This is a genomic window from Nonomuraea sp. NPDC001699, assembly GCF_053596455.1.
In genome coordinates this window covers 463,346-486,830 of record NZ_JBSFGF010000005.1, presented here as the reverse complement: position 1 = coordinate 486,830, position 23,485 = coordinate 463,346, and the positions used below count along the sequence as shown (strand labels likewise).

General features: G+C 65.6%; 27 protein-coding genes. 12 read left to right on the top strand and 15 right to left on the bottom strand.

Annotated features, from left to right (window positions below; translation table 11 throughout):
* Positions 1–7: 7 nt before the first annotated feature.
* Together ACWCSU_RS18915 and ACWCSU_RS18910 are read right to left on the bottom strand one after the other, a co-directional pair.
* The gene (locus tag ACWCSU_RS18915) at positions 8–700 is read right to left on the bottom strand and encodes a hypothetical protein (protein WP_449936311.1); all 693 of its coding nucleotides are present in this window, start codon (positions 698–700) and stop codon (positions 8–10) included.
* A gap of 67 nt (positions 701–767) precedes the next feature.
* Positions 768–1,427: an HNH endonuclease family protein gene (locus ACWCSU_RS18910; RefSeq protein ID WP_364083412.1), complete on the bottom strand. Its 660-nt coding sequence runs from the start codon at positions 1,425–1,427 to the stop codon at positions 768–770.
* An 85-nt stretch (positions 1,428–1,512) separates the two neighbouring features.
* Between ACWCSU_RS18910 and ACWCSU_RS18905 the strand changes: the two genes are divergently transcribed.
* The gene (locus ACWCSU_RS18905; protein ID WP_357693208.1) at positions 1,513–2,100 is read left to right on the top strand and encodes a hypothetical protein; all 588 of its coding nucleotides are present in this window, start codon (positions 1,513–1,515) and stop codon (positions 2,098–2,100) included.
* Positions 2,101–2,230: 130 nt separating this feature from the next.
* Here the strand turns inward: ACWCSU_RS18905 and ACWCSU_RS18900 are convergent, their stop codons facing one another.
* The gene (locus tag ACWCSU_RS18900; protein WP_449936307.1) at positions 2,231–3,118 is read right to left on the bottom strand and encodes a permease-like cell division protein FtsX; all 888 of its coding nucleotides are present in this window, start codon (positions 3,116–3,118) and stop codon (positions 2,231–2,233) included.
* 60 nt (positions 3,119–3,178) lie between these two features.
* Entirely contained in the window at positions 3,179–3,337 is a 159-nt protein-coding gene (locus tag ACWCSU_RS18895) for a hypothetical protein (RefSeq protein WP_449936306.1), read from the bottom strand.
* 493 nt (positions 3,338–3,830) lie between these two features.
* Here ACWCSU_RS18895 and trpS point away from each other — a divergent pair, with 493 nt between their 5' ends.
* Positions 3,831–4,811: a tryptophan--tRNA ligase gene (gene trpS / locus ACWCSU_RS18890; RefSeq protein ID WP_449936304.1), complete on the top strand. Its 981-nt coding sequence runs from the start codon at positions 3,831–3,833 to the stop codon at positions 4,809–4,811.
* A 236-nt stretch (positions 4,812–5,047) separates the two neighbouring features.
* Here trpS and ACWCSU_RS18885 read toward each other — a convergent pair whose 3' ends face one another.
* A complete protein-coding gene (locus ACWCSU_RS18885; protein ID WP_449936302.1) occupies positions 5,048–5,188 on the bottom strand; it encodes a hypothetical protein in 141 nt (46 codons plus the stop codon).
* A 411-nt stretch (positions 5,189–5,599) separates the two neighbouring features.
* Positions 5,600–6,304 carry a hypothetical protein gene (locus ACWCSU_RS18880; protein WP_357693218.1) on the bottom strand — a complete coding sequence of 235 codons (705 nt, stop codon included), beginning with the start codon at positions 6,302–6,304 and terminating at the stop codon, positions 5,600–5,602.
* Positions 6,305–6,374: 70 nt separating this feature from the next.
* On the opposite strand from ACWCSU_RS18880, the gene ACWCSU_RS18875 reads away from it, so the two are divergent.
* Positions 6,375–7,187, top strand: a complete 813-nt coding sequence (locus tag ACWCSU_RS18875) for a TetR/AcrR family transcriptional regulator (protein WP_357693220.1) — start codon at positions 6,375–6,377, stop codon at positions 7,185–7,187.
* 162 nt (positions 7,188–7,349) lie between these two features.
* Here ACWCSU_RS18875 and ACWCSU_RS18870 read toward each other — a convergent pair whose 3' ends face one another.
* From ACWCSU_RS18870 to ACWCSU_RS18860, 3 genes are all read right to left on the bottom strand, one after another.
* Entirely contained in the window at positions 7,350–8,537 is a 1,188-nt protein-coding gene (locus ACWCSU_RS18870) for a CU044_5270 family protein (RefSeq protein WP_449936300.1), read from the bottom strand.
* Positions 8,534–9,103: an RNA polymerase sigma factor gene (locus tag ACWCSU_RS18865; protein ID WP_357693224.1), complete on the bottom strand. Its 570-nt coding sequence runs from the start codon at positions 9,101–9,103 to the stop codon at positions 8,534–8,536. The genes ACWCSU_RS18870 and ACWCSU_RS18865 overlap by 4 nt, the downstream gene beginning before the upstream one ends.
* A 343-nt stretch (positions 9,104–9,446) precedes the next feature.
* The gene (locus ACWCSU_RS18860) at positions 9,447–10,007 is read right to left on the bottom strand and encodes a hypothetical protein (RefSeq protein WP_449936297.1); all 561 of its coding nucleotides are present in this window, start codon (positions 10,005–10,007) and stop codon (positions 9,447–9,449) included.
* 543 nt (positions 10,008–10,550) lie between these two features.
* Between ACWCSU_RS18860 and ACWCSU_RS18855 the strand changes: the two genes are divergently transcribed.
* Positions 10,551–10,961: a hypothetical protein gene (locus ACWCSU_RS18855; RefSeq protein ID WP_357693228.1), complete on the top strand. Its 411-nt coding sequence runs from the start codon at positions 10,551–10,553 to the stop codon at positions 10,959–10,961.
* A 215-nt stretch (positions 10,962–11,176) separates the two neighbouring features.
* Here the strand turns inward: ACWCSU_RS18855 and ACWCSU_RS18850 are convergent, their stop codons facing one another.
* A complete protein-coding gene (locus ACWCSU_RS18850) occupies positions 11,177–11,848 on the bottom strand; it encodes a response regulator transcription factor (protein WP_357693230.1) in 672 nt (223 codons plus the stop codon).
* Positions 11,849–11,871: 23 nt separating this feature from the next.
* Positions 11,872–13,071, bottom strand: a complete 1,200-nt coding sequence (locus ACWCSU_RS18845) for a sensor histidine kinase (protein WP_449936293.1) — start codon at positions 13,069–13,071, stop codon at positions 11,872–11,874.
* 474 nt (positions 13,072–13,545) lie between these two features.
* Between ACWCSU_RS18845 and ACWCSU_RS18840 the strand changes: the two genes are divergently transcribed.
* The gene (locus ACWCSU_RS18840; protein WP_449936291.1) at positions 13,546–13,926 is read left to right on the top strand and encodes a hypothetical protein; all 381 of its coding nucleotides are present in this window, start codon (positions 13,546–13,548) and stop codon (positions 13,924–13,926) included.
* A 375-nt stretch (positions 13,927–14,301) separates the two neighbouring features.
* Here ACWCSU_RS18840 and ACWCSU_RS18835 read toward each other — a convergent pair whose 3' ends face one another.
* From ACWCSU_RS18835 to ACWCSU_RS18825, 3 genes are all read right to left on the bottom strand, one after another.
* Positions 14,302–15,024 carry a hypothetical protein gene (locus tag ACWCSU_RS18835; RefSeq protein WP_449936289.1) on the bottom strand — a complete coding sequence of 241 codons (723 nt, stop codon included), beginning with the start codon at positions 15,022–15,024 and terminating at the stop codon, positions 14,302–14,304.
* A 598-nt stretch (positions 15,025–15,622) separates the two neighbouring features.
* Positions 15,623–16,084 carry a hypothetical protein gene (locus ACWCSU_RS18830; RefSeq protein WP_449936287.1) on the bottom strand — a complete coding sequence of 154 codons (462 nt, stop codon included), beginning with the start codon at positions 16,082–16,084 and terminating at the stop codon, positions 15,623–15,625.
* A gap of 815 nt (positions 16,085–16,899) precedes the next feature.
* Positions 16,900–18,240, bottom strand: coding sequence for a hypothetical protein (locus ACWCSU_RS18825; protein ID WP_449936285.1), 1,341 nt, complete (start codon positions 18,238–18,240; stop codon positions 16,900–16,902).
* A gap of 244 nt (positions 18,241–18,484) precedes the next feature.
* Here ACWCSU_RS18825 and ACWCSU_RS18820 point away from each other — a divergent pair, with 244 nt between their 5' ends.
* The 4 genes from ACWCSU_RS18820 (at position 18,485) to ACWCSU_RS18805 (ending at position 21,918) form a co-directional block, all read left to right on the top strand.
* Positions 18,485–19,327: a helix-turn-helix domain-containing protein gene (locus tag ACWCSU_RS18820; protein ID WP_449936283.1), complete on the top strand. Its 843-nt coding sequence runs from the start codon at positions 18,485–18,487 to the stop codon at positions 19,325–19,327.
* Positions 19,328–19,421: 94 nt separating this feature from the next.
* On the top strand, positions 19,422–19,829 hold the full coding sequence (locus tag ACWCSU_RS18815) for an ATP-binding protein (protein WP_449936282.1): 408 nt from the start codon (positions 19,422–19,424) through the stop codon (positions 19,827–19,829).
* 415 nt (positions 19,830–20,244) lie between these two features.
* Entirely contained in the window at positions 20,245–21,084 is an 840-nt protein-coding gene (locus ACWCSU_RS18810; protein ID WP_387659496.1) for a sigma factor-like helix-turn-helix DNA-binding protein, read from the top strand.
* Between the two features lie 3 nt (positions 21,085–21,087).
* The gene (locus tag ACWCSU_RS18805; RefSeq protein ID WP_449936280.1) at positions 21,088–21,918 is read left to right on the top strand and encodes an integrase; all 831 of its coding nucleotides are present in this window, start codon (positions 21,088–21,090) and stop codon (positions 21,916–21,918) included.
* Here ACWCSU_RS18805 and ACWCSU_RS18800 read toward each other — a convergent pair.
* Positions 21,898–22,026, bottom strand: a complete 129-nt coding sequence (locus ACWCSU_RS18800) for a hypothetical protein (RefSeq protein ID WP_449936279.1) — start codon at positions 22,024–22,026, stop codon at positions 21,898–21,900. The genes ACWCSU_RS18805 and ACWCSU_RS18800 overlap by 21 nt on opposite strands.
* A 412-nt stretch (positions 22,027–22,438) precedes the next feature.
* Between ACWCSU_RS18800 and ACWCSU_RS18795 the strand changes: the two genes are divergently transcribed.
* Genes ACWCSU_RS18795 through ACWCSU_RS18785 form a run of 3 tightly spaced genes read left to right on the top strand, consistent with a single transcriptional unit; the run spans position 22,439 to position 23,420 of the window.
* Entirely contained in the window at positions 22,439–22,849 is a 411-nt protein-coding gene (locus tag ACWCSU_RS18795) for a plasmid replication, integration and excision activator (protein ID WP_449936277.1), read from the top strand.
* Between the two features lie 32 nt (positions 22,850–22,881).
* Positions 22,882–23,109 carry a hypothetical protein gene (locus tag ACWCSU_RS18790; protein ID WP_449936275.1) on the top strand — a complete coding sequence of 76 codons (228 nt, stop codon included), beginning with the start codon at positions 22,882–22,884 and terminating at the stop codon, positions 23,107–23,109.
* On the top strand, positions 23,106–23,420 hold the full coding sequence (locus tag ACWCSU_RS18785) for a hypothetical protein (RefSeq protein WP_449936274.1): 315 nt from the start codon (positions 23,106–23,108) through the stop codon (positions 23,418–23,420). The genes ACWCSU_RS18790 and ACWCSU_RS18785 overlap by 4 nt, the downstream gene beginning before the upstream one ends.
* Positions 23,421–23,485: the final 65 nt, after the last annotated feature.

The following is a 23,485-nucleotide window of genomic DNA, read 5'->3' as shown; positions in this document are numbered from 1 at the left end:
CGCCCGGCTACCCGGCCTCCGCCATCGGGTGGCCGGCTTCCGGCATCGGGTACCCGGCTTCCGCAAGGTCCTCGGCGAGGTCCTGGAGGGTGAGCTCGGCGTTCAGCGCGGCCACGACGGCGGGGGTGAGCGGGCGGAGGGCGAAGACGTGCCGGACCGCGTCCAGGTCCACCGGGATCTCGTAGTGGTCCTCGGCGAACCGCCGGAACGCCTCCGGCGAGGGGTCCGTGAGCAGCGCGAACAGGCCCGACGCGCCGTCGGCGTCCTCGGCCGCGTCCGGGTAGGCGATGTCGCCCGTGCGCCACTCCCCGTCGCCGGGCTCGCGCCAGATGCAGGCGGTCACGAGCGGCAGGCCGTCCTCGTCGCGGAACGCGGGTTCACGTACGCAGTCGAGGAAGACGTCCGGGACCGAGTCGAGCACGCCGGGCCACGGCCCGTCGTTCGCGTACGGGCTCATCTCGGACTCGTGGTCGAAAGCACGGATGTAGGCGCCCTTCGAGGAGAAGACGATCGAGTAGTCGTCGCCGGAGCCGTTCCGCAGGGAGGCCATCTCCTCACCCGGGCTCCAGTGGGCGTCGAAGGAGTGGAAGCGGTCCTCCCACTCCGGGCTCAGGACCGCCTCCAGCACCGCCATCGATCGGCAGAGGTCACGCAGCACGGGGATGTCGGGCAGCCTCCGGGCCACCTCGTGAGCAGTCATGCACCCCATCCAACCGCTGATCAACAGCAGTTTTGTCAGGCTTCATCCCTGTTTCTCCCGTTCTGGGTCAGCGCCCACAGGTCCTGAGCATGTTGGACAGCGCCTTGCGCTCGCCGCGCGTCACGAACAGCCGGTAATGGTGTTTCACGGTGATCCACGAGGTCGCGTAGCGGCACCAGTAGGCGCGGCGGCGCGGACGCCAGCTCTGCGGCCCCTGCCCGCCCTTGGCGATGTTGGCGGAATGGCTGACGGTGACCAGCTCAGGACGGGTGAGGTCGTTGGCGAAGGCCCGCCGCCGCGCCTGGCTCCACCTCTTGGCGCCCGAGCGCCAGGCGTAGGCCAGCGGCACGACGTGGTCGACGTCCACCAGGCGCTCGCTCTTCAACCGCCTGCCGTCGTACGGGCTGTACCAGACGCCCTTCACCGCGCGGCAGGCGGCGTTCCTGCGCACCCGTCGCCCGTCGCGGGCCAGGACGGTCTCCCGTACGTCGCACCTTCCCTTGTGACGTCCCCACCGGGGCTGGAACCGGCGATGGCTGTAGCCGCGCAGCGACAAGGGCCTGGCGACGCGGAGCTGGGCCAGCATGCGGCGGGCCCGTGCCGCACCGGCCTGCGCCTCGGCGCGGGACTGCGCCGCGGCCGGCTGCGGACCGGCGACGACCTCGGTGATCGGGATGACCAGGAAGGCGAGGAGGACCATCAGGACGGCCCGTCTCAGGAAGATCATGCTTTACCCCATACCCACCCGAGGCGGACGTCCTCCAAGTGGATGGCCAGCCCTCCGCAAGTGGGGGTGCGTACCTTCCCGAAGCATGAGAAAAAGCCTTCTCCTTCTCGCCGTCCTGACCTCGGCGGCCGTACTGCCCGCGACCGCGTCCACCGCGTCGGCCTCCTCCTCTGCGCAGGTCAGGACCGTCTCCTTCCGCGGCATGACCCTGAGGATCCCCGCCGACTGGCAGGTGCGCCGGTCGGGCGACCACGTCGTGGTGGTGACCGGGTTGTTGTGCAAGAAGGCGGAGCCGTTCGCGCCCGACTGCGAGAGCTTCTGGATCTTCGGGCCGAAGGAGTACACGAACGTGCCGGTCGGCGGCGGTTCCTTCACGTACACGGGGAAGGAGCAGTTCCATCCGTTCAGCGGGGTGATCCCGTGCCCGTACAACTCCAAGCTGAGCTGGTACCCCGGCGAGAAGGCCTCCTACCGCGGGCTGCGGCCGGTGGGCGCCGGGCACAAGGCGCAGTACACCACCTGGCCGAACCGCTGCGTGACGAACGACACCGGCCGCACGACCTCGAAGTGGACGCAGCGGGAGTGGTTCCTGCCGCAGTCCAGGATCCTGGTGGTGGACGCCTGGAACACCTACGGGCTGGCCGGGGTGCTCAAGCGCGCCACCTGGAGCTGATCCCGCCGATGACCCGGGCCCGCGGTTCGGGTCGGTGGAGCAGCATCGCCTGTGAACCGGTACCGCGGCCGACGTCCACGATCGTGTCGCCGGTCTTGAACGAAACGCTCGAACCGGCGGCCGCCCTGTCTCAGCGCAACTCGCATTCCCTGGTCCAGGACCGATGATTCTCCAGCCCGTACTCCAGCCAGAACCGCACTCCTTCGGCCAGACACCCCAGGTCGTCCACCTGGCTCACCCCCGGCATGCCCGCCAGCCGGTGGCCCCAGGAACCGGGATTCCCCTTCGGCCGGACCCACAGCCGATATCTCATGGGCATGTCCGACATCCTGGTGGCCAAGATCAGGGACTCGTCGTCCGCGTACGTCTCGACGAAGTTCCGATACGCCGTCTGCTGATCCTCGAACACGTACGATTCCAGGCCGGGAATCCGCTCGATGGCGGCGACGATCGCCTTCTTCTCCTTCGCCGTGGCAGCCGCGTCGTTCGCACTGCCCCGCCCGCGCTCGCACCCCTTCGTGAACGAGGTTCCCGTGCAGAGCAGCACAGAGAAATCCTCGTTCCAGGACGGCTGGGTCTTGAAGCGGCCATCCGCCTGGTCGACGACCCACCACACCCCCGGCCGCGATTCCGCCGCGGCCAGAACGCGAGCCCGATCGGCCACCCCCGACACCCGTACCCGGAACGACTCCGGCAGGTCCTTGGCCCGCACCCCGGCCAGCGTCTTCTTCCGGCCGGCGAACTCCCGCCGGAACGCCGCGTACGCCGCCGCCCGGCTCACGAACCGCACCTCGGTCACCTCGGGCACCGACTTCAGGAACGCCCCGAGTTCACGACGCTGCTTCGCCGTCGCGTACCGCTTGTGACACCTGGCCGCGGACGGCGCGCACAGGAAGACCGCGATCTCCAGGTCGTCACCGACACCGCCTTCGTGACCGGGCGCCGCCACGGCCTGTCCCGCCATTCCTGAGAACGCCACGACAAACGCGACCAGCACCCGCCATAACCAGTACTTCACCGAACTCCTCGTTCCACCGATCAGCCCCGGAAACGGAGTTCCGTGCGTGACGGAATTCGTTCACGCGCGCCTGCGCGCACGCCGCTGACGTAACGGCGCGGTTCGGGAATCATAACCGGACCATCGCAACAGGACGATGGACAGGCCGACGGCCGTCGTCACCGTCCCGGAAATGGTCGCCAGAAACGCCAGGACGGTTTCGGCGTCGATATCGTCCACCTCGGCGCGTCCCTCGACCCATCGGCCCATAGCCCACGCCTGAGTGGCGACAAGCACTCCGAAAAAGGGGCCCCGCCCCCAGTGCCAACAGTGCCGCGACCCGCGCATGCTGAAAGCCGTCCGCGCGTTCCAGCCACAGGAGCGGGAACGCCACGACACCGGCTAGAAACCCGATTGCCAACAACCGAAGCATCGCCACAGGCAGCATAATCCCGGACCAAACCCCCGAAATGCCACCAAACCCGCCCTTTAGCCGTCAGGAATATCCAGCACCAACCCGAGGACGCATCCGCTCCAAACCGGGTGGTACGGTAGGCGTCATGCGGATGATCCACTCATTTCTCGGTTGGTGGCGCCCCTAACAGGGCGGCACTGCTCATCCGCGCAGACCCAACACCAAGCGGCCGCCCAGTCCCGGGCGGCTCGTCGGTGTCCTCGTACCTCGGCCGGTCCCAGGACGAGAGGCGGCTCCCGACCTGAGGGAGCTCCACCGATGCCACGACGTCTCACAGGCTTCACGCCGTCCGGCGACCTGCACCTCGGCAACTACTTCGGCGCCATCGCACCGATCATCGCCGAACAGACCACCACGGACACCGTCGTCTTCATCTCCGACCTGCACGCGCTCACCCTGGACCACGACCCCGCCCAGGTGCACCGGCGGACCCTGGAATTCGCCACCCTGCTGCTCGCCGCCGGCACGGACCCCGAGTCCTGCCTGTTCCTGGTCCAGTCGCACGTACCGGAACACACCGAACTGCACTACCTGCTGGAATGCACCACGGGCTACGGCGAGGCCCAGCGGATGATCCAGTTCAAGGAGAAGTCCAGCCGCCAGCAGCAGGTACGCATGTCCCTGCTGACCTACCCGATCCTCATGGCCGCCGACATCCTGCTGTACGACACCGACCAGGTCCCCGTCGGCGAGGACCAGCGTCAGCACGTCGAGCTGGCCAGAACCGTCGCCCAGCGGTTCAACACCCGATATGCCCCGGTCTTCACCGTCCCCACGACGGTCAATCCGCCGGTGGCCGCCCGCCTCATGGACCTGACCTCCCCCACCGACAAGATGAGCAAGTCAGCCGCCACGCCGGGCGGCGTCCTGCGCCTGCTCGACGACCCCGACGTGCTCCGGCGCAAGGTGATGCGTGCCGTCACCGACGCGGACAACATGGTCGCGTACGATCCCGACCGCAAACCCGGCGTCTCGAACCTCCTGGCCATCCTGGCCGCCTGCACCGACCGCGCCCCCGCGGACCTGGCGTCCCAGTTCGACCGCTACGGCGAGCTCAAGCAGGCGGTGGCCGACGCGGTGGTGGCCACCCTCACCCCGATCCGCGACCGTTACCTGCACCTGTCGGAAGACCCGGGCCACGTCCAGAAGGCCCTGCGCTCCGGCGCCGAACGAGCCCGCGACCTGGCCGGCACCAAGATCCGCCAGACCAAGGCAGCCATCGGCCTCCTCCCCGCCTGACTGCCACTCACCTCCCCGTCACGCCGCCTCCGGCCCAGCTCCGGAGGCGGTCACGTCGCGGGTCATACGCCGATCAGGACACTGGGTCCGTCGGAGCCTTCACACGTCCGACCGAGCACCCGCAGGAAGAGACGACCGTGCGGATACAGGTGGGTCTCGGGCAGCCAGCCGGTGGTATGCGAGCTCGCCGCACTCGCCGACGTCGGCTGATCACGTCGCGGTGCTGCTGGTCGTCTTCAGGCCAGCGCCAGGCAGAGGGCGAATGGAAGCGGGACGAGCAGGGCCGTGCCCAGCCGTGCCGCGAGCCCCCGTCCGCGCCGGAGCGGGAGGACGACGTCGACCACGATCATCGCCGCCAACGTGGCGATACCGGTCACGACTTCTTGCGTGTTTCTCGCGCCGCGGAGGTGAGCCGGTCCTGAACACGGCCATCGATCCCCCTCTCTCCGCCGCCCCAGGATCAGGTGGTCGGCTGGAGCTGGACGAGGATCATTGAGTTGTTCTCGTCGTGGGTGTAGGTGGCCCGGACTCTGTACCGTCCAGGCGTCCACACCCGCCCAGCCGTCGAGCTCGGACTGCGGGACGGCGATGAGCGGCCCTCCTGCGGTACTGACCCATGTGTGCAGCACTAATGGCCTCGCTCCCCATGTATGAACGTCATCGGATGGTCACAGTACGGGCATCGGCAGCGCTGTCGGGCGAGGACCCCAGAGGCGACGCATGGGTGGCGGGGTCGGCGGAATCCGACCTGCCGAACCCGCCACGCGTACGCGCCTGTGCGACGGCCGTCAGACGAGTGCCCGCGCAGGCTTGCGCCTCAGCGTCGCGACGCCGACGGCCGCCACCCAGATGGCGGCGATGCCGTTGAACATCGCGACCGCCCCCCAGCCGTTGGAGGCGTAGAACTCCGACGAGTTGAAGCCGAAGAACATCGACGGCACCCCGGCCAGGTGCAGTGCGGCGATGCCGAACGACGACCAGCCGACCCACCGTGAGAGGGCGCCGGTGCGCAGCACCGCGTACCCGAAGGCGACGCCGAAGACGACGAGCATCAGGTGGCTCATGGAGCCGTAGAGCAGGTAGGTGGGCACGGTACGGGTCGGGTCGATCTCCTCGACGGCCTTGATGGCATTGCTGCCTTCGATCCCCTTGGCGACCATATCGATGATCGTCCACGCCACGCCGGCGGTGCCGGCGACCGCCCCGAACCATTCGTAGCGGGCGTCGGCCCGCGTGATCAGGGACCGGACGCCGCTCATGAACACCAGGAACAGCGTGAGCGCACAGAAGTTGAAGAGCGTACGGGTGAGGATCAGCCAGTCCGGCATGAGCGCGCCGGTCTCGACGCTGCAGGCCGGAGGGTCACATGCAGGCACGACGAAGTAGAGCGGGAGCTCGGCCATCGCGAAGACGGCGCCGAGGATCGCGGCCACGCCGATCCAGCGGCGAGCCGTGGGCGGAAGCGGAATCTGTGTAAGCAGTGAAGTGTTCATGGCATGCACAGTAACAACAACTGTGTAAGCCGTCTACTATTTCTCTCAGATCTTCGAGAGGATGCCGGCCATGACCCCACGCAAGAGTCCCGGACCCGACTCTGCGCGAGATCGCGAGATCGCACCTGATCGCGCGAACGCCGACGACGCCGACTTCGGGGCGCTGCCGCCGGGCCTGGCCGCGGCCTGGGGCGTCGTCGACACCGGGGGGCGGCGCGGCCCGAAGCCGGCGCACAGCGTCGAGAAGATCATCGCGGTCGCGACGGAACTGGCCGACGAGGAGGGCATCGCCGCCGCCTCGCTGCCGAAGGTGGCCGCTCGGATCGGCGTCACCACCAACGCGCTGTACCGCTACGTCAGCTCCAAGGACGAGCTCATCGTGCTCCTGGCCGATCGCGCCTGGGGCGACCCACCCGCACTGCCGGACGGCGACTGGCGAGAGGCGGCCGCGCTGTGGGCACGCCAGCTGTTCGAACGCTTCCTCTCTCGTCCTTGGCTGCTGGACGTGCCGACGACCGTCTCCCTGACCCCGCACAACGCGGCCTGGCTGGACGCCCTGATCACCGTGCTCGGCTCGACCGGAATGGCGGCCCAGCAGACGCTGAACTGCGCGTACCTCCTCGACAGCCACGCCCGGTACGGCGCCAACCTGCGGCGCAACACCCCGACCCCGGCCGCGCTGCGCCGCGCGAACCCCGACCAGCAACGAGCCGTACGCGCGGTACGCGTGTTCCTGGACAGCCAACTCCGCTCCCGCAACCTGAACGCCGTCGCGGACGCGATCGAGGATCCGATGTTCCTCGCCGACGAAGCCCCGCTCGACGGCTTCGAATTCGGCCTTGCCAGGATTCTTGATGGCATCGAGGCATATGTGCAGCGATGAGAATCCCATGGCAGTCGGCCTGGGGTGACGGGACGTCGCCGTGTCATCAGGTTGCACTGGACCGGCCGCACGCTTCTGGGCGGTCTGCGCCGCTCCCTGAGCGGGCAAGGCCTACGACGACGCACCGCCGTCCCTCTTCCGGCCCTGCCCGCCGCAAGTGAGTCAGTCCTTTTTCGCGGGCAGTTCCGGACGCTCGTCGGTCCAGCCGATCGCCTGGAACGAGGTCGAGAGACGCAGCTCCGCCCGCCGCCCGTTCTCAAGCTGGGTGGTGTTCGTCCGCACTTCGGCGAGAAGCTGACCGGCGCCGGGGTCGACCACGAGCTGAACCTGGGCGAACACGCCCGGCTCGATCTCCTCCTGATAGGCGAGCGTCTCCCCGCGCCGGCCCAGCGGATCGGTCATCTCCCCCTCAGCCCGTATGCCGGGCAGCGACGCAAGGATCCGGTACGCGGACGCACGGGTCTCGGGCGAGGCCGGCAGCGTACTGATGATGTCCACACAGTTCCGGAGGAGGATGTGCGCCTTCGCCTCCTCCACGTCCATGCCGGATCCGGTCAGGTCCAGCTTGCCGACGCCCTCTTCCAGGTAGGTCCGGAGCGCCTCGGGCCCGCTCGGGAGCGCGCTCGTCTCCTCCCAGGTCAACGGCTTCCCTGCGAGCACACCGGCCATCTTCCAGTGAAGCTGTTCGCCGGTCCGCTCGCCTGCCGCCGTCTCCAGCGGCTTGGACGGGACGGAGAACAGGTTCTCCGTCTTCATGTCCTTGGGATATCGCCAGCTGGTGGGCGCCCCCGCGTCCCGCCAGGCGGCCTCGTCCTGTGGTGTCGCGGGCTTGACGCCGAGGACCTGGCGGACGCGCCAGCTCCGCAGATCCGGCCGCTTCGCCAGCCACACCTCCATGGAGCGTCCTCCCTCAAGGACGTAGCTGCGGGTGGGGTCGGTCAACATCCACCGGTCGACGGTCGCGGTACGCCAGTAGTCGCCGCTCGCCGGGGCCTTCTCCACGGCGACGGCGGCGGCGAGCAGGATCTGCCGGGCGGTCGGCTCGCCCGTCACGGACACCGACGTACTGGGCCGAGGCGCGACAGAGATCGTCCTGTCGGACAACGTCGCTGGGACGATGACCGCCACCGCGGCGGCGGCCGCGGCCAGGCCGAGCAGGGAGCGGCCAGGAGAGAGCAGGCGCCGCCGCCGAACTGGGACGCGCTCCGGCGCGTCCGCCCCCCCGACCTCCGTGGACGGCCGCGTGGTCGCGGCCGCGATGATCCGATCGAGCCGTTCCGGATCGTCCGCCGGCTTGAGCGACGCCGGACGAGTGGCCGCGAGCGACTTCATCACATCGGTCTTCTTCACCGGGTGGACTCCTTTGCGGATGGCAGCGGTCGGGAGGAGAACACAGTGCCTGTGCTCGCGTGGGGCTCTGCGGCGGCCAGTGCACGCTGGAGCCTGCGTCGGGCGCGATGCAACCGGACGAAATACGTGGCCGTGGAACAGCCGACGACCTTCGCCGCGTCCGCGGCTCGCAGACCATGCCAGGCGACCAGCGTGAGCAGTTCACGATCCTCATCGGAGAGCGCAGCGAGCCCCCGCAAAATGGCTGCCCTCTCGGTGACCGACTCGGCGACGTCGCGCACCGTCAGCTCCGTGGCCGAACTCCAATCCGCCAGCTCGTTCTCCAACGACTGACGCCGGGCCTCCGCCCGGTAGGACTCCCGCAGCACGTTGCGGGCGACGCCGAGCAGCCACGGAAGCGCCTCGTCCGGCACGTCGTCGATCCGCCGCCACGCGACGCAGAACGTCTCACTCGCCACCTCCTCCGCGAGCTGCCGCCCCGCACGGCTGACGGCGTACGCGTACACGCTCGAATAGCAGGAGCTGTACAAGACGGTGAACCGGTCACGAAGACCAGGTTCGATCATGCGTCCTCCCTTCCCCTCAGTGGGCAACTACCAGGGAAGTGCGCAAACCGCCCGACTTCTTACACCCCGCAGGGATTTCGATCATGATCAGCTGAACGCGCACCATCGCGAGACCCCAGCAGAGGAGCCGGCATGACCTTGGACGTGGAAGCCGTGACCGCCATCGACCAGTACTTCGCCCGGCATGGAAGACGGCGCCACAGACTGACACGCCTGTATCGCGACATAGTGGAGTTCACGGTCGCCGATCACGGGATAGAGATCCTTGACCGGATGGAGACAGACATCCAGTGTCCGTGCTGCGACGAGGAACAGGACCGCAGACGAACGTCTCACACGGGGTTCAGTTCAGGCGCCACTCGTCGGCCGGAACGCAGTCGTCCATGGTGTTGGCCCAGTCGTCGGGCCTCCCAAGAACCAGCCGGGTGAGCAGGATGTCGCCGGCTCGCTGCGCACGAGGGATCATTCCCAGCTCTTCTGAGCCGATGTCACCCTCAGCGGTGAAGCTCACTTCTCTGCCGGATCCCTCCAGGTAGGCGCTGAGCTCGGCCGAAAGCTCTGAAGGCAGCCGACCTACGAGCCGGATCCCGTCCAATGAGACCTGAGGTCCGGACAAGGCGTCGGCAACAACACAGGTCAGTCCCTTCGAGCCGAGGTAGTAGGCCACCACATCCACCCGGTACATCGGAGCGTCCGTGGCGCGAAAGCGCGTGCGCAGTTGTTCGAAGGGGCCGACCTTGCCGACCTGGGAGACGGCATCGGAGGTGAATCCCCGTACCTCCATCGCGGCAATCGCTTCCTGCGGGCTCATACCGAAACGCAGTGGACCGACATGCTCAAGCGGCGCAAAGTCCCATCGCGCTCGATCAGCTTCTCCTACGACCGTCCACAGATCAGGCCACACGCCGGCAACTCCTTCGAAGCCATCCGGAACCAACCGCCCCCAGGCCGCACGCCGCTGTGAACTCGTGTCGTAATGGCACGACGATCAGAGCTCTGATCCACTCGTCCACGGAGCCGCACGCATGAGCTTCAGAGCGCGACCCGCGAGGACTCTCAAACGCGCCCAAGTGGGATGACTCCGCAGCCCCTCGGAGGTCCACGGCTCCGGTCCTTCCTCCGTCAACTCTGCGAGGAGCCGATCGATCTCATCCAGATGCCCGGACAGCTCGTCGCCGATCCAGCCGGCCTCCCGCGCCATCCACGAGACCGTGTACGCGTGATCGAAATCCAGAGCAAGCTCATCAGGGCACATCACTGATCCGAGCCACGCGATCTGATCAGACGCCGGCCACGCCAAACGTTCCAAAGCCCCATGCAGTAGCCGCCAAGCCCCTATTCGCGCCTCGTCCTCGCCCGGCTGCCGCACAGGTTCATTCTGCCAAGCTCACCCGCCGGCTGACACTTTACGAGGCCAAGGCCAGTCCTGATCTGCAAACATCTCCTCATGGTGGATGCCCACGGCTCGGCGCGAATGATCGGCTACTGGTGGAGTCCCGAAGCTCCGGAACGGCCTCGTCCGCACGAGTTGATCGATCCCGACTGGGACCCCGAAGAGCGCGACCTGCTCGCTCTCTACCTGGAGAGCGGTCAACAGGCTCCCTACAGAGCAACAGGCCCTTCACCATGCCGGATCTGTAACGAGCCCAGCGGCAATCTGGAGCTCACGGACGGCGTGTTCCTGTGGCCGCAAGGGCTGGCCCACTATGTAAGAGACCACTCTGTACGCCTTCCCGCCGAAATCGTCCTGCGCGCCCAGCAGTGGGCCGAGCCTACGGAATGGGACGAGGACGAAACATGGTGGCGGGAGCCGAACCCATACGACGATCAGCCACCCGGCTCAGTGGGCCAGCGCTGACCTTTCACTTCTACAAGTAGCCAGCCCCACATGTGCGATCGCAGGACAGCGTCTGCGCGGCGACGTCACAACCCCGGCCCATGCGCTCCGTCGACACGGCGAACAGGCAGAAGGCCCGGAGCACGCCGCCGCGCCCAACCGCACAATCCGACCCCCTCAAAGCCGTCCCGTCTCGCTCCCCGAACGCCGCCACTCCACCGCCGCCGGAGACCTGATCAGGGATCTTCCGGCCGGGCCGCCTGGAGGTAGGTGAGGACTGCCAGGACGCGCCGATTGCCGTCCTGGGCTTGGAGGCCCAGTTTGGCGAAGATGTTGCCGATGTGCTTGACGACCGCGCCCTCGGTGACGTGCAAGCCTGCGGCGATGTGGGCGTTGCTCTCCCCGGTCGCCATCCGGCCCAGGACCTCGTGTTCGCGCTCGCTGAGCATGTCGAGCGCGTGCGGGCGCCCGGAGGACATGAGGTGCCCGATGACCTTGGGGTCGATGACGATGCCGCCGCCTGCGATGACGTCGAGGGACTGCATGAAGTCGGCGACCCTGCCGACGCGATCCTTGAGGAGATAGCCGGCGCCGCCACGGCGAGGCCCGTTCGCGGGCTCGGCGATCAATTTGGCCGCGTAGGCGTCACCGAGATACTGCGACAGCACCAGGATGCCGATGTCCGGATGCTCGGCGCGGATCGCCAGTGCGGCCCGCAGTCCGTCGTCGACGTTGCGGGGCGGCATCCGTACATCGGTGATCACGACGTCGGGGCGGTGGCCGGCGACGGCCTCCAGCAGTTCGTCGGCGTCCTCGGCCGCGTGCACGACCTGGTGGCCGAAGCGTTGCAGCAGTGCTACCAGGCCTTCCCTCATCAGGGCCGCGTCCTCGGCGATCACTACACGCATGGTGCCATTGTGCGTCATGTTGATCAGTACGGACGTGGGATGTCGGCGATGATCCTCGTCGGCCCGGCCGGTGGGCTGTCGACGATGAGCTCGCCTGAGAGCAGGACGGCCCGCTCGTACATGCCGACCATCCCAGTGCCGTGCGCCGAATTCGCGCCACCGAGGCCGTCGTCGGACACCGTCAGCCTGATCCTGTCAGAAGTCTCTGCCAGCTCGATGTGAATGTGGTCCGGCGTAGCGTGCTTGATCGCGTTGGTGACGGCCTCGCTGGCGATGTAGTACAGAGACGACTCCACCGGCAGGGAGAAGCGCCCGACGCCCTCGGCGTCGACGGTGGTTGTGACGGGTAGGCGACGTGCCAGCTCGCGCAGGGCGGCGCCGAGGCCGTCGTCGATCAGCGTGCGTGGCCGTAGCCCGTGTACGACGTCGCGCAACGTGTCCAGCGCCAGTTCGTTCTCTCTCCTGACCGCCTCCAGCGACTCCAGCGCCGAGTCCTGCTCCGGCCCTGGCGGGAGCATCTCTCGTACTTCCAGTTCGAGCATGCCCAGGCGCATCGCCGAAGTGGCCAGGTGCTGCTGGGTGCCGTCGTGCAGGTCGCGTTCGATCCGCTGCCGCTCGCCCTCGAATCGTTCCAGCTCGGCGATGTTGGCCCTGGCCAACGACGCCACCTGCGCCTGCAGTTCTTCGGCCCGGGGCGAAAGCAATGCCATGGCCAGTGCTCCCTGCGCGTAGGCCGCCAGCGTCACCACGTACGGCGAGGCGACCACGATCAGCAGCCCCACCAGCGCCAGCAACGGCGCTTGTGAGGGCTCCCGCATCAGCGGCACATCCACGCCCGCCAGCACGAACACTGACACCATCGCCGCGAAGACCAAGACGGGCCCTGCCAAGAGGGCGACGAAGGAGACCCAGCCGATCAGCATGTGCGCCAGCGCGAACGCGATCTCACGCCACAGCAACGGCTCCTGCAGGCCGGGGAGCCCGGCTCCCGGCGGGCGGCTGGGGATCGGCCGGAACCCGGCCAGCCGCACCCAGCGGCGCTCAGCGGTGGCGAGCCAGTGCACCCAGTAGGGAATGGTGCCGATGAAGGTGAAGGCCAACAAGGTCACGAGGCAAAGTGCGGCGCCGATCGCCAGATATTTCAGCGACATCCAGGGCCAGCGCGTGAACCAGAACCGCACGGGAGAGCTTCGCAACGCGGCCAGCGCCGCCGATTCGTACATGACGGGAGATGCTACGCATTTCGTGATCTACGAGCAGTGAGGGCACCCGGACTCTTCTGGGTGGGCTTTTGCCTACCTCGGACCTCGACGTACCTGCAGTGACCTCGGGCGGAGTCGTACGGTGCGATGTAAATCACGACCTCCACACCTGCGGTCACACCAGTACGGTCACCGTGCCCGGCGACGCTCCCGGCAAGACCTCTGCCGGGACCGGATCGGTTTCGTACGATCATGGCTTCTGGCCCTGCGCGACAAACTCCAGAGCGAACCCTTCAAGATCGACGGCGGCGAGCTCGCCGGCAGTGACTTCACCGCCCTCGCCATCCAGACCTCCGACATCTGGCCGCTCACGGCACGGCTCATCGCCGGCATCGCCGCAGGTGACCGCTCGGCCGTCACCGACGCAGTCCCCGACGTCTCCAACGCGATGCGTCGGAGACGTCGGCTGAGTTCAGCGAGCGTTACAACGCCAAGATGGGCCTCGCCACCGCCTGCAACCTGGACATGATGCCACGAGACTTCGAGCAGGTATGGGCGATCCACGAGCGCCTCGTACGCCAGTTTTCGAGAGCCGGGCCGATGAGCCCCGAATACAGCGAGTGCACCGGCTGGCCGTACCAGGCACAGTCAGGGGCAAGCCTGGCCGACCTGAAGGCGCGCATGGGACACGACAGCGACCGTGCGGCATTGATCTACCAGCACGCCACCCGCGACGCGGACGAGAGAATCGCCGATGCCCAGAGCGCCCGCGTAGAAGCCGAACAAAAGAAGATCGCCAAAGGCCGATGGCACGTTAATGGCACGAACGCCGCTTCTCATGATCAGAGAAGCGGCGTTTTGGCTGGTGGAGCCTAGGAGATTCGAACTCCTGACATCCTGCTTGCAAAGACGCACGCCGATCACGCCCTATCAGCGAAGACGCAGCTCACGGTACTGATCGCACTCCCCGCGACTCCCCGCTGTTCCCCCTCGTCGCCCGCCCCATCGGGCACGCAACGGGCACGACGTCGAACCGCCGACAGCTTCACAGCGCGTGACCATTGCGGCTGGGAGACGGCCTTCCACTTGCGGCATGACCATGTCTCGCCGCCGTGAGCTCCATGATCATTGCACGTATATTGCACGGTGGGCGCTGGAGCTAACCTCAACCGGCTACGGTCCTGACATCCTGCGCGGCGATCATCCCGGCGCCGGAGCCCCCTCGCTGGAGACCCATGAGTTCCTCTTCGGCTACTGGATGGTCAGGCGGTAGCCGTGGTCAGCGGATCGGGGGCAGAGGAAGATGGTGAGGGATGCGTAGCGGCCAAGCTGGAGTGTGGTCGGCTCCAACGCCTCCAGGTATTCGGGCATGCCCGGTTCGAGGTGGCGTTCTTCCAGTGGACGCCATCGCCGTCCGCTTTCGCCGTCCCATTCGCTGCTGGCTAGTTTGAGGAGCGGCTCGGTTTCCGTACCGCAGATGTTGCAGGGCAGCTCGTACATGTCGGTGAGGTGCCACGACTCCCACCCTCCGATCTTGCAGCCCGGCGCAATGGACAGCAGGTATCCGTAGGAGTAATCGGCCTCTTCGTCCCACGCGTCCAGGGCTGTCTGGAGTTGCTCCGGGAGCTCTTCAGGATAGGGGTATTCGGTGACTCGTTCGGGGTGCAGCACACAGGGGCGCGGCAGGTAGTCCTCATAGCTCAGGTCAGCCGCCGGAGTGTCGAGCAGACCGTCCGGTGTGGTGTGATCGCGCATGGGCGGATCAGCGAGGACATCCGTGAGGTCGGCAGTGCGGCGCCAGACCAGTAATGGGGCAGGGGCAAGTCCGGTGTCTTCCAAGTCGTGCTCGTTGGGGCACCACAGCACCTGGAGCAGATCGGTCCCCCCGGGAAAGGGGATCTCAGGGATGTCGCGTGCGTAGAACTGTGCGACACCCACCAGGGGCACCGGACTCTCGGGGTCACGGTTCTTCATCGTCAACCATCCAGGTTGACCGAAAGGCGCAGCCTGCACCTGGACCGTTCGGTCGCACGCCGGCCATGGCTCGTCGGACGGCCAGAGCAGTGGTCCTCCGATGTGGCTGTCATGCATGCTCGGCTTGCCTGGCCGCGGGTGGAGGCGAACGGCTGTCCTTGCGTATGCGCTCAGCTCGGGGAACATCTGTGTGATGTCGACCGGGGGGCTGGAAGTAGTACGAGCCATGAGCATGAAGCCTAGGCCGGTAGCAGCTACAGGGAGAAGACCGGACCTTAAGGGTCTCCAACAGCCTGCGGCGGCGTATTGCATCCCAAACTGCAACCCGGGCTATCTCTAAACCGAAAGGTCAGTCCTAAAGATCCGTGTACATGTACCACGGGCCTTTCACGTGCTCAACATCGCGCGGCTGTACATGAGGACTCCAGACATAGCCGTAGGCGCGGTCTCCCAACCACCCTCGGCCTTGCTGGAAATAGACTAGGCCGTTATCCCGAAAGGCCTTCTCGAACGTGAGGTTCCCGATGGTCTGCTCCTCAAGCTCGTCGCCCTCCCCCAGCGAGCGACGGGTTCAGATCCTAGCGGGGACGCGGAGCATTCAGTCATTACCGAGCTGCTCCGGAGGGAGGTCGCGCACAAGAGGATTCCCGGTTATTCCGAGATCCCTTCTCGCGGACTCCATCATCATGTAGCGTGACTGCCGCCTAATATTCGAATCTGAAATGCGATCGGGATCTCTGAGTGCGACATGCAGTACTTGGGTGTAGCTATGTGCACTCTGCGCCAATTCAGAAGAGCAGACAAGTTCGATGCTTTTCTTGGACAGCCAAAGCTTATGAAGATTTTCGTGGGTGGCTATCTTGTCCGACTGGTTCTTGGGGATCGATCCGCTGTCAAGGATCAGTTCGATACGCTGAGCCGCATCGAGAAAGGACAGGATGGCCGCTTTCCGCTCAGCCCGCATGGCGGTGAGTTGGTCATGCTCCAGGCGCTTGTTGTCAACGCGTGTCGCTAGGTACTGGCCCAAGAGCGTGCCCCCTGTCCCCAGCAGCACGCCCAACAGGGGGAGAACAGTAGTGCTGAACGCCTCCCAAGTCATAACCAGATGATCCCGAAGCAATAGCCTTATGTATAGAGGGTATGGACCCGACGCTCGCCGACGTCTTGAATTGCTCCCCGTGCCCCCCGGCAGAATGACCTGGCACAACCGCTGCTCGGTGAGCCGGTGCTGAGGAACGAAGCACCGGATCGTCGATCGCCCCCAACCATAAACGGCGATCGGCCATCGCCTGGCGATCGTAAGGGCTGCATCTGTGCGGCGGCGTGGCAACCCCGGTCGGTGCATTCGGTGGTATGGCGGGGCCGGCGCGCGGTGCCCGGCCCGGTGTCCCGCCGCCGTCGGGACCGGCCCCCAGGCCGCACGCCCGGACGGCGGGCGGGCGGAGGGCCGGGGGTACGGCGGCGCGCCGCGCCGCCGCTTGATCACTATGAGAGTAATTCGGCAGTGCTCCAACCATCAAGATATTCAGAGAGCCTCGCGCGACGGGATCGTCCGCCTTCAGATGGAGCAATCACCCTGCTTGGCTGATCCTTACGGCGATCAGGCGCGGGTGGACGGTTGCTGTCAACGCTGCTGTCACCTCAGCCGTGGTCAACCAGCGCCGGGACCCTCGAAATCGGAGGACCATGGCGGCGATCATCCCGACCCGCATGGCGGGCATCGAAGTCCGACAGCCTCAGCCCAGTATGGGGTGTGGGGCTCTCATACTGACCGCACATAAGGCGAGAGGCCGTGCATGTGCAGACAGACCATCAGCCCCGAGCGCCCAATGGCTAATTCTTGTTTATCCGAGCATCGATCAATCTCCCCATGAGCTAGCTAGGGCCCATAGACGCGAGGGGAAGCACTGTGTCAAGAAAGTGCTCTGCATCCGACCGATACAATTTGGTTGTAAGCTTACTCAGCTCTGCATGAAGGTTATTCAACCCTTCGATATATAGAGGCTCGGAAGCAGTTTCTTCGCCGCGAAATGAGCGGCCGCGCTTGTAGCTAGACTGAAGTCGTGCAGCCCGGGCACGGTCAAAGTGATCCCTGGCATCGGCCGCCACTTTTTCAGTTGTTACGATGATGGAAACGTCGGGACGAAGAATACCAATCTTTGCCCCAAAAGAATAGGCATTCCCGAGCGTGAAATCTTTGTCCTTGAGTTCGAAGAGGACTAGATTGCCTCCGATTATTGCAATGCAGTCCATTTCATCCTCACCGGACTGCTGTTCGATGAATATCTCTTCAACGCCGATACCGAGGCGCATCAGCTCATTGATTAGGTAGACATTCATCCAGTGGCTTTTATCTAGCAAAGAACGACCATCGCTCGTCACACTAAGCGCTTCTTCGACGCGCTCCTGCGCTACGTCGCTACCGCATGAACATCTTACAAAGTTGTTACTTATAGCAGTGAGTGCCTCCTTGCTAGGGAAACGCATAACCGGCGTGCCTGCCTTATTGCAGACAACTACAAATTCGCGCACAACTAGAGAGTGCTTAACGAGCTCGAGCTGCATTGGGGCGATTTTAGGCTTTTCCTTTGGGGCAACTCTCTTAGGCAGATCCGAAAGAAGTACGCCCCCCGGTGCGCTTTTTATATCTATGGCAATCTTCCGTGCAAGCTTATCCGAGAGCAGGTGTGACGCAGAGACTTCCTCGTCCGTAGGCGCGACTGTAGACGAATGCTGTTCTTCAAGAAATTCCTGCGCCCTCTCCGAGAGAATCGAATATTTTTCGAAGTTGGCGCCGAAGGCTCTCTTTGCAGCCTCCATAAATTTTTGGCTAGCCCCAGAGGGCGTGCTACTCGGATCAATATGTGCTAGAGCGATATGATGAACCGTCTCATAAGTACTCCCTGTGACATTCCCTCCTGCATCTCGCTTCACCTGGCGTCGGTTCTCTCCTCGCACTGTTACGCCGAAGACTTCACCTTTGTAAGAGAAGAGTTCCCCGCACGTGATTCTGCGTGGCCCATAGATGGCGGAGCCTCCACCGGCTTCGCCCTTGAAGATATCCTTGCTATCTATCTTCATGAGTTCGGCCTGCAGCTCCACCGCGGGGGCCAAGATCCTCACAAAGTCGTCCCCCAGCACCTCTGCAAGCGTCTCAAGGCATCGAAAAGGATCTTGACAATCAGCCTGGGCCCGGTACATGGCAAAGCGGAGCATGCACAAATTATGCGCTAGAAAGGCTCCACGGCGCAGTGAGTTATGACAGTTCCATGGTCAAGGTGGTTCGTGCATGGACGCGTGGACGGCGCTGGCCGCGACCGACTAGAGGGCCGCAGCGCGGCCAGTAACCATCCGACCCGCAGAAGACCGCCACAGGCGGGGTCCTTGATTCCGCGGCGATATTTGTTCCATCCGCACATGTGGCGGCGCTACGAGGCGGGCGGATGATACAACGCAACCTGTGAATGAGCGGCGGGATCGGTTGAGGGCGCTGGGTGAGTTGTTGCGGAGGCTGCGGCGAGAAGCCGGTCTCACGGGTAAGGATCTTGCGGTGCGAGCACAGGTCGCGCAGCCTACGATCTCTCGGATTGAGACCGGGCAGCTGCTTCCGACGGCTGAGACGGTAGAGCGCCTGGTAAGCGCACTCGGCCTGGACGGTCCTGCGCGGGCTGAGCTTGATGCCCTTCTTCTTCGGCTTCGCGAAGAGGTCGCCCAATTAAGGGGTGGGCTCGCAGGCCGGGAGGCTGCGAACGCTGCACGCCTGAGGACTAGCTACCAACTTGCGTGCTTCCAGGCGGCTTTGATACCTGCCGTTTTACAGACGGCGGAGTACACGCGGTTGGCACTCGCTGTGGGGCGTGGCGTCGAGGAGAGCGATGTCGCCAAGGCCGCGGCTGTGCGGATCGAGGCTCAGGCCGTGCTCTTCGATGCCGGTCGGGAGTTCTCGTTTGTGCTGACCGAAGGGGCTGTGCGGACGTGGCCGGGGCCGCCATCGTTGATGCTGGCGCAGCTTGATCGGTTGGCTCAGGTGTCCACGCTCTCGCATGTGAAGCTCGGGGTTGTGCCGTGGTCGGTGCAGGTGCCGGCGTTTCCGCTGCATGGGTTCACAATCTATGACCGGACCGTGAGCGTGGTGGAGAGCTTGACCGGGGATATGACGCTGACCGATCCCGGGGAGCTGGCTGCTCACCTCCAGACGTTCGAGGCGTTCGCCGGCGTGGCTGTGTACGGGGACGAACTCCGCGAACTACTGCGAACCATCGCCGATGACTACCGGGAGCTGGTCAAGCGGCTTGAGAAGTGACGCATTTATGCGTCGAATAGCTTGAGGTAGTTCTAGGGTCGCTCATACTCCGACGTCATCCGATGTATAGCCCCCTAGACGACGGAGCTCCTTCATGTCGGCCTGGCGCTTCTCCCGCTACTTCCTCGGCTCCGCCCCATCCATCACGGAAGCACGGCGCTTCGTCACCGCGCTCCTGCAAGGCTCCCCGACCATCGACGAGGCAGAGCTTGTCGTCAGTGAGCTGGCCACGAACGCGATACGGCACACCGCGAGCGGACGCTTCGGCGGGCGGTTCCTGGTCACCGTCCAAGCTCATCCGGACCGGCTCTGGCTCGGCGTCCTCGACGAGGGAGGGCCATCTTCCCCAGCGGTCTTCTGCCCGTCCATGGGAGCGGAGGGCGGGCGTGGCCTGCTGCTCGTCTCCGCTCTGGCGCTCGACTGGGGCGTCTGGGGCGATGACGGTGGGCGGACGGTCTGGGCGGTGTTGCGGTACCAGCCTCAGACGGCTTCCTGCTCATGAGTCCCTGCCTGTCACCGCACGTACCGGTGCCACAAGGCGCCTGCGCAAAGCTCACCTGGTATCCGTCTCGGCGGGATGAACCGTGCCGCGTCACCGACTGGACTTGCGCCTGCCGGAGCGTCTACTACGAGTTGTGCCAGGCCGGCGGGTTGGGCTTCGTCCGGCGCATCACGCAAGGCGAAGACCTGGTCGTGACAGAGACCCGTCGAGTGCGGCTCGCCCAAGCCCACGCGATGTGGCACGCACTGCTCACGGGCCTGGCACGATGAGCCCGAGAGGCGTCCCTAACCGGCGATCAGCGATTCGTGCAGTCAGTTCTAAAACCGGCGAACCACTACACTTCGTTCTGTCGAGGGGGATAGACGGCAAACCGTCTAGGGGCCTAGACTCACGTGCAGTGATCAAGGGGGGACCTGTGCCGCCGAGCGACGTGGATCGCATTGCCGCGATCGAAGACCCGTTCCAACTGCTGCGGGTCGCGACCGAACGCCTCAATGCCGCACAGCAAGAGGTCACCGAGCTGGCCCGGCTGCGTCGCCGCGTGATCCAGGACCTCCACGCCCAGGGCTTGTCGTACGCGCAGATCGCCAAGGAAGCCGGGCTCACCCGAGGACGCATCCACCAGATCCGTCACACCGGGCCGGCCCCTGAGGGCGCCTTCCTCGGAACGGGCACCGTCACCCTGGCCATTCCTCTCAAGCGCGAGGCGAACAACGCCCGTCCCGTGGTCGCGATGGAGGACGTCACCGCAGCCAAGCGCCTTGAAGACCTCGTCCGCGGCTTCGACCTGGCGATGGAGCTGGAACACGTCCCCCTCAACGGCGAACTCAACCTCAACCGGCCGAACCTCATGGTTCTCTGCGGCCCTCGCCTCTCCCCTGTCACAGGGGCGCTGTACGAGTCCGACCCAGTTCTGAAGTGGGTCAAGGACGACGTGTGGACGCTGCATGACACCCGCACCGACACGATCTATCGGTCCGGGTCCGACAGCGAACCCGCCCGGCCCGTCGACTACGCCTACCTCGGACGGCTTGCACGGCCGGACAACAACGGCAACCTACTCATCTTCACCGGTATCCACCCTCAAGGCTCGCTCGGTGTGGTGCAGCTACTCCAGACCGAGATCGCCACCCTGTGGGGCCAGGTCGGCGACAAGCGCTTCTCCACGGTGGTCAGCGTCGAGTACGACCCGTCAACCGGCGAGCCCATCAAAGCCGAGTTGGCCAGCCCGCTCTACCGGCACGAAGAGGAGTAAGCCGTGCGGGTCACCTTCGCCACCCAAGCAGCCCCAGGCCGGCCGAACGAGGACTTCGTCGCCGCCACGCCGGATGCCGTCGTACTCCTCGACGGCGCAGGCACCCCGCCTGGCTCCGACTCCGGCTGCTCGCACGGTGTGGCCTGGTACTCCCGCACTCTTGGATCCACCCTCATCGCCTCGATCAGCCAAGCCGCCAGTCCCCTGCCTGAACTGCTGGCCGAAGCGATCAAGACGGTCAGCTCCCTCCACGACGACACCTGTGACCTGAACCATCCCGGTTCCCCTTCGGCCACCGTTGTCATGCTCCGCCGCAGGAACGAGCTGATCGAATGGCTCGTTCTGGCCGACTCCGTCCTCGTCCTGGACGTCATCGGCACCCCGGACCCGACGGTCATCTGCGACGACCGGGAAGCCCAGGTAGGCGCCCGCTATCGGGCCGAGATGGACGCCCTCGACTCCGGCAGCGACGCACACGTCTGGGCCCACCGACGCTACGTCGAGACCCTGCGCTCCTACCGCAACCGTGACGGCGGTTTCTGGGTGGCCGCCACCGATCCTCTTGCCGCCGACCAGGCCCTCACCAGCAGCATGCCCGCCGACCGGGTACGCGCAGCCGCCCTTCTCAGCGACGGCGCCTCCCGCCTCGTCGACCGCTTCCACCTGGCCACCTGGCGCGAAGCCCTGGACACACTCGACCAGCACGGGCCGGCGAACCTCATCTCCCAAGTCCGGGCCGCCGAGCACTCAGATCCGCGCGGCGAACGCTGGCCCCGCGGCAAGACCTACGACGACGCCACCGCCGCTCACGTCTCATTCACTGCGACGGAATAGGCATGTGACGTTGTCGTGGCGGTTGAGGGCGGCCACCAGGACGCGGGTGGCCATGTGCTCCAGGTGCCACCCCTGAGCCTCGATCGCCTCGATGATCGAACTGATCACGGGGGAGACTGCTCCCTTCGGAGGCCTTGTCCAGAAGGGCGCTGAACCGAGCGACGAAGATCCGCCGCCCCTCTGCATAGGCTTGTTCAGCGTCCTCGACGACCTGCTGCTGACTACGGCTAGGCCCACGAAGCACCATTAATGGCGCACTTTTCTGTCATTTACGGAGAGATGCCTCCGAGCAAGACACAGCAGGCATAATCCCAGCACAAGACCAATGGACATCGCGGTAATTTCGGCCATTTCGCCGCAGCTCTCCAAGCGCCATTCCGAAAACACGTCCATTAGCGTTTACCCCCCTAGACAGTTGGGGGAGACTCTGGCTATCGTCCTCTGCATAGCCCCCTAGACAGCTCCACAAAGCGAGCCGATCGCAACTGTCTAGAGGGGTAGACGAAGGAGGTGGTGGACGATGGCACTTCAGGGACCGATCCCCGTGACGTTCGACATGGTCTTCCCGTACGGCTGCTACATCGTCGGAGACGTCGAGCCGGTCAAGGACTTCGACGCTTCGACGAATGGGCGGTTCGTGCAGGCCCGTGACAAGCAGACCGCTGAGCTGGTCTGGCAGGTCTCGGTCATGGACGCGGACCCGTCGCTCAAGGCCGCACAGAAGACACTGGCGGTGAAGATCCTCAGCCCGGTTCAGCCGGCTCCCCTGCCCGCGATGCCGGGGCTGCCGTTCACCCCGGTCGAGTTCGACCACATGACGGTCACCCCGTACGTCAACGGCAACGGAAGGCTCGCCTACTCGATCCGAGTCCGTGAGATGCGGGCTCCCCGGCCGGTGGGCAAGCCCGCCACCACGAAGGACGCGGCCTAATGGGGCGGCGGGTACAGGCACGCCCGACAGGCGTGATCACCCTCAACACCGGCTCCGGCGCCGATGCGAAGAACCACGCCTACCCGCTACGGACACCTGTCCTGGCTCTGGCCTTCGGACTGGTTCAGGTACAGGTCACCACGGGCTCGACTGACAAGGTCACGGCGGCCGACGTCGAGTTCGCGCGCAAGCTCGCCCGGCAGGCTCAGGACTTCGCCAGGTGCGTGGAGCGCATCCACAAGCGCGGGGTGGCGGCATGACGCCTGCTCTTCGCCCTTACACCTACGTAACGCTGTCGGTGGAGCCGAACGCCACGCCGCGCCTCAGCGTCGCCTTCCACACTGCCGACCTGCACGTCCGCACCGGTGTGCTTCGCAAGTCGCGGCCATACCTGGAGATCTCGTCCACGGAGGCCAACGTGTCGATCTCCACCACCGGGGCCGGCCACGTCACCGACGAGGACCTGCGTGTCGCTCGTGAGATCTTCAACGCCGCCGCTCGCTACCTCGCCGACTGCGAGCGACTGCACCTCGGCACACCGGCCGAGGGCTCCTCGGAAGCGGTGGCCTGACATGCAAGGCGGGGCCGCAGGAAGCAGCAACTTCCGGCGGCCCCTTGATCTCCCACACACTCCAC

Bases quoted from the DNA above. Each gene is read 5' to 3' on its own strand.
- ACWCSU_RS18915 (WP_449936311.1), bottom strand. From the start codon at position 700: ATGACTGCTCACGAGGTGGCCCGGAGGCTGCCCGACATCCCCGTGCTG.
- ACWCSU_RS18910 (WP_364083412.1), bottom strand. From the start codon at position 1,427: ATGATCTTCCTGAGACGGGCCGTCCTGATGGTCCTCCTCGCCTTCCTG.
- ACWCSU_RS18905 (WP_357693208.1), top strand. From the start codon at position 1,513: ATGAGAAAAAGCCTTCTCCTTCTCGCCGTCCTGACCTCGGCGGCCGTA.
- trpS (WP_449936304.1), top strand. From the start codon at position 3,831: ATGCCACGACGTCTCACAGGCTTCACGCCGTCCGGCGACCTGCACCTC.
- ACWCSU_RS18880 (WP_357693218.1), bottom strand. From the start codon at position 6,304: ATGAACACTTCACTGCTTACACAGATTCCGCTTCCGCCCACGGCTCGC.
- ACWCSU_RS18875 (WP_357693220.1), top strand. From the start codon at position 6,375: ATGACCCCACGCAAGAGTCCCGGACCCGACTCTGCGCGAGATCGCGAG.
- ACWCSU_RS18865 (WP_357693224.1), bottom strand. From the start codon at position 9,103: ATGATCGAACCTGGTCTTCGTGACCGGTTCACCGTCTTGTACAGCTCC.
- ACWCSU_RS18855 (WP_357693228.1), top strand. From the start codon at position 10,551: ATGGTGGATGCCCACGGCTCGGCGCGAATGATCGGCTACTGGTGGAGT.
- ACWCSU_RS18850 (WP_357693230.1), bottom strand. From the start codon at position 11,848: ATGCGTGTAGTGATCGCCGAGGACGCGGCCCTGATGAGGGAAGGCCTG.
- ACWCSU_RS18845 (WP_449936293.1), bottom strand. From the start codon at position 13,071: ATGTACGAATCGGCGGCGCTGGCCGCGTTGCGAAGCTCTCCCGTGCGG.
- ACWCSU_RS18840 (WP_449936291.1), top strand. From the start codon at position 13,546: ATGGGCCTCGCCACCGCCTGCAACCTGGACATGATGCCACGAGACTTC.
- ACWCSU_RS18835 (WP_449936289.1), bottom strand. From the start codon at position 15,024: ATGAAGAACCGTGACCCCGAGAGTCCGGTGCCCCTGGTGGGTGTCGCA.
- ACWCSU_RS18825 (WP_449936285.1), bottom strand. From the start codon at position 18,240: ATGCTCCGCTTTGCCATGTACCGGGCCCAGGCTGATTGTCAAGATCCT.
- ACWCSU_RS18815 (WP_449936282.1), top strand. From the start codon at position 19,422: ATGTCGGCCTGGCGCTTCTCCCGCTACTTCCTCGGCTCCGCCCCATCC.
- ACWCSU_RS18795 (WP_449936277.1), top strand. From the start codon at position 22,439: ATGGCACTTCAGGGACCGATCCCCGTGACGTTCGACATGGTCTTCCCG.
- ACWCSU_RS18785 (WP_449936274.1), top strand. From the start codon at position 23,106: ATGACGCCTGCTCTTCGCCCTTACACCTACGTAACGCTGTCGGTGGAG.